Origin of the sequence: Streptomyces sp. NPDC049577, from assembly GCF_040675635.1 — a bacterium.
In the GTDB taxonomy this organism is placed as follows: domain Bacteria; phylum Actinomycetota; class Actinomycetes; order Streptomycetales; family Streptomycetaceae; genus Streptomyces.
Window position 1 is genome coordinate 1 of record NZ_JBFAPH010000461.1, and the last position, 3,887, is coordinate 3,887.

Sequence of the window (3,887 nt, forward strand, 5' to 3'; positions counted from 1 at the left end):
CGGCTGTGGCCCTTGACGTTGCGTTCCTCGCCGCGCACGACGACGACCGGGCAGCCGGCACGGCCCGGCCCGCCCCCGGACCCCTTGGCCGCACGCCACCGAACAGCCGGAACAGCCGGAACAGCCGGAGATCGTCCCCGCCCCCAACGACGACGAGCTCGCCAGCTCCGCCGTCAACGCGCCCCTGGCCCCCCTCGGCGCCACCGAGATCCCCGCGGCCGGCCGCCGCGAGGCGGCCGCCGACGTCCTGGCCACCCAGGTGCCGAACGGCGGCCGCACCACCCCCGGACCGGGTGACGACCACGACGGCTGGGACGAGGACGACGACTTCGACGAACCGGACCCCCTGCCGCCGCTCGACAACCTCGAACCGGCCCCCGAGACGATCCCCCACCGGCCGGAGGGCGCTGTCAACGCCCCGGAGGGCGCCGCCGAGTCCGAGGCCGGCCGCTACGTCGCCGCGCGCCCCCGCATCGTCACCCGGGCCGGCTGGGGCGCCGACGAACACTTGCGCGAACGCGGCTTCGTCTACACCAAGACCGTCCGGGCCGCCTTCGTCCACCACACCGCCAGCGGCAACACCTACAGCTGCTCCCAGGCCCCCTCGGTCATCCGCGGTATCTACCGCTACCACGTGGTGAGCAGCGGCTGGCGGGACATCGGCTACAACTTCATCGTCGACAAGTGCGGCACCATCTACGAGGGCCGGGCAGGCGGTGTGGCGAAACCCGTTAAAGGCGCCCATACTCTCGGTTTCAACACCGACAGCACCGGGATCGCCGTCATCGGGTCCTTCGGCAAGTCCAGCCCGCCCGCCGCCGCGGTCAAGGCCGTGGCCGCCCTGACCGCATGGAAGCTCGGCCTCTACAACCGGAACCCGCTCGGCACCGCGAAGCTGGTGTCCGGCGGCGGAAACCTCTTCAAGAAGGGCACCTCGGCCAAGCTCAAGGCCGTCTCCGGCCACCGCGACGGCTTCAGCACCGAATGCCCCGGCGCCAAGCTCTACGGGAAGCTGAAAACCATCCGGAAAGAGGCCGCGCAGCTGCAGGGCCGCTGACCGGGCGCGGGCGGAGGCACACATTCTGCATACACTGGCCGCCGTTCACGGCCCGGCCCCAGCAGGAAGCAGAGACACAGTTGACTTCTTCGCCAGAAGCGATCCTCCTGGTCGGTGGCAAGGGCACCCGGCTGCGCCCGCTCACGGTGCACACGCCCAAGCCGATGGTCCCGGCCGCGGGCGTCCCCTTCCTCACCCACCAGCTGGCCCGGGCCCGCGCGGCCGGTGTCGAGCACATCGTCATGGCCACGTCCTACCTGGCCGAGGTGTTCGAGCCGTACTTCGGCGACGGCTCCGCGCTGGGCCTGCACCTGGAGTACGTCACCGAGGAGGAGCCCCTCGGCACGGGCGGCGCCATCCGCAACGTCGCCTCCCGGCTCCACTCCGGCCCCGACGACCCGGTCCTGATCTTCAACGGTGACATCCTCACCGGCCTGGACATCGAGGCCCTCGTCGCCACGCACCGCACCTCCGGCGCGGACGTCTCCCTGCATCTGACGCGCGTGGAGGACCCCCGCGCGTACGGCCTTGTGCCCACCGACCCGGACGGGCGCGTCACGGCCTTCCTCGAGAAGCCGCAGACGCCCGAGGAGATCGTCACCGACCAGATCAACGCGGGCGCCTACGTCTTCAACCGCTCCGTGATCGACACGATCCCCGCGGACCGCCCGGTCTCCGTCGAGCGCGAGACCTTCCCCGGCCTCCTCGCGGCCGGCGCGCACCTCCAGGGCATGGTCGACTCCACCTACTGGCTCGACCTGGGCACCCCGCAGGCCTTCGTCCGCGGTTCGGCCGATCTCGTCCTGGGCCGTGCGCCCTCCCCGGCGGTCCCCGGCCGCTGCGGCGACCGCCTCGTCCTCGACACCGCCGAGGTGGCCCCGGACGCCAAGCTCATGGGCGGCACGGTCGTGGGCGCCCGCGCCCGCGTCGAGCCCGGCGCGCGCGTCGACGGCAGCACGGTCATGGACGGCGCGGTCATCGAGGCGGGCGCCCGGGTGCGCGACTCCCTCATCGGCGCCGGCGCGGTCATCGGCGCGCGAACGGTGCTGGACGGCGCGGTGATCGGCGACGGCGCGCGGATCGGCGCCGACAACGAGCTGTGCGCCGGGGCGCGCGTGTGGTGCGGGGCGGAGATCCCGGCCGGGGCGATCCGCTTCTCCTCCGACCAGTAGCGACCGGACCGCCGGCCGGCCGGGCGCCCGGCGTACCCTTGCCCACGATGGCAAGCCGCACGTGGGCCCCGCCGGGCCCGTACGACCTGGGCGCGACGCTCGGCGTCCTCGCCCGGGGCCCCGGCGACCCCGCGTACCGCACGACCCCCGACGGCTCCCTCTGGCGGGCGTCCCGCACCCCGCAGGGCCCCGGGACGCTGCGCCTGCGGCTCCAGGACGGCCGGGTGCTCGCCGAGGCGTGGGGCGACGGCGCGGACTGGCTCCTCGACACCCTCCCGGCGCTCCTCGGCGCGGAGGACGACCCGGCCGCCTTCACCCCCCGCCACCGGCTGATCCACGAGGCCCACCGCCGCAACCCCGGGCTGCGCCTCGCCCGCACCGGGCTGGTGCTGGAGTCGCTGATCCCCTCGATCCTGGAGCAGAAGGTCACCAGCGACGAGGCCTACCGCGCCTGGCGCCTGCTCCTCCAGCGCCACGGCGAACCGGCGCCCGGCCCCGCGCCGCGCATGCGGGTCATGCCGTCCCCGCGCGCCTGGACGCTGATCCCCTCCTGGGACTGGCACGCGGCGGGCGTCGACTCCAAGCGCTCGGCGACGATCATCCGCGCCGCGCGGGTCGCGGCCCGGCTGGAGGAGGCGGCGGCCATGGACGACGCCCGCGCCTCGGCCCGCCTCCAGGCCGTCCCCGGCATCGGCCCCTGGACGGCGGCGGAGACCCTCCAGCGCACGAACGGCTCCGCCGACGCGGTGACGGTCGGGGACCTGCACCTGCCGAGGATCGTCGGCTACGCGCTCACGGGTGAGCGGGACACGGACGACGAGGCGATGCTCGATCTGCTGGCGCCGTATGCGGGGCAGCGGCATCGCGCTTGCCGGTTCGTCATGCTGACGGGGCTCCGGCCGCCTCGGCGGGCGCCGCGGTTTTCCGTGCGGGACTTCAGCCGGATCTGACTTTCCCGCTCACCCGCCACGTTGCCCCGAAGCGCGACGGTCACCGCACGACGACGAAGCGGTCCGCGTCCCGTGCCGGGCGGGGCTTCGGGGGGGTCGCCGGGCGGCCCACCGCCACCGCGCCCATCGGGTCCCAGCCCTCCGGCAGGTCCAGCACCTCGCGCACCACGTCCCGGCAGAACATCGTCGACGACACCCACGCCGAGCCCAGCCGCTCGCTCGCCAGCGCCACGAGGAGGTTCTGCACGGCGGCGCCCGCCGCGACGACGAACATCTCCCGCTCCGCCGCCGAGCGCCGCGCATCCGGATAGGCGTGGGAGCCCTCCGTCACCAGGCAGGGCACCACCAGGTACGGCGCCTTGCGCAGCACGTCGCCGCGCCGCACCCGGCGGGCGACGGCCTCCTCCGAGCGCCCGTCGGCCCGCAGGTCCGCGATCCAGGCGTCGCGCATCGCGTCCAGCAGCCGGAGCCGCGACTCCTCGGACTCCAGCAGCACGAACCGCCACGGCGTCGTGTGGTGCGGCGCCGGCGCGGTCACCGCGGCGGCCACCGCGCGCCGCACGGCGCCCGGGTCCACGGGGTCGTCGGTGAACTCGCGCACCGTGCGCCGCAGTGCGGCTGCTCCTCACCGCCGACACCCAACTGCCCAAGCGCGCCAAACGTCTCCCCGACGCGCTGCTGGACGAGCTGCCGTCGGCCGACGTCGTG

General features: G+C 74.7%; 2 protein-coding genes and 3 pseudogenes. 4 read left to right on the top strand and 1 reads right to left on the bottom strand.

From position 1 onward, the window contains the following. Positions 1 to 451: 451 nt before the first annotated feature. The 3 genes and pseudogenes from AB0K09_RS30880 to AB0K09_RS30890 all read left to right on the top strand — a co-directional run. Positions 452 to 1,057 (top strand): annotated as a pseudogene (locus AB0K09_RS30880) (peptidoglycan recognition protein); the annotation flags it as partial. Positions 1,058 to 1,137: 80 nt separating this feature from the next. Then, positions 1,138 to 2,229 (top strand): NDP-sugar synthase, encoded by a 1,092-nt coding sequence (locus AB0K09_RS30885; RefSeq protein WP_366068712.1) that lies wholly within the window; start codon positions 1,138 to 1,140, stop codon positions 2,227 to 2,229. Positions 2,230 to 2,276: 47 nt separating this feature from the next. After that, on the top strand, positions 2,277 to 3,179 hold the full coding sequence (locus AB0K09_RS30890; RefSeq protein ID WP_366068713.1) for a DNA-3-methyladenine glycosylase 2 family protein: 903 nt from the start codon (positions 2,277 to 2,279) through the stop codon (positions 3,177 to 3,179). A gap of 40 nt (positions 3,180 to 3,219) precedes the next feature. Here the strand turns inward: AB0K09_RS30890 and AB0K09_RS30895 are convergent. Further along, positions 3,220 to 3,792 (bottom strand): annotated as a pseudogene (locus AB0K09_RS30895) (coenzyme F420-0:L-glutamate ligase); the annotation flags it as partial. Between AB0K09_RS30895 and AB0K09_RS30900 the strand changes: the two are divergent. Next, a pseudogene (locus tag AB0K09_RS30900) lies at positions 3,792 to 3,887 on the top strand (YfcE family phosphodiesterase); the annotation flags it as partial. The pseudogenes AB0K09_RS30895 and AB0K09_RS30900 overlap by 1 nt on opposite strands.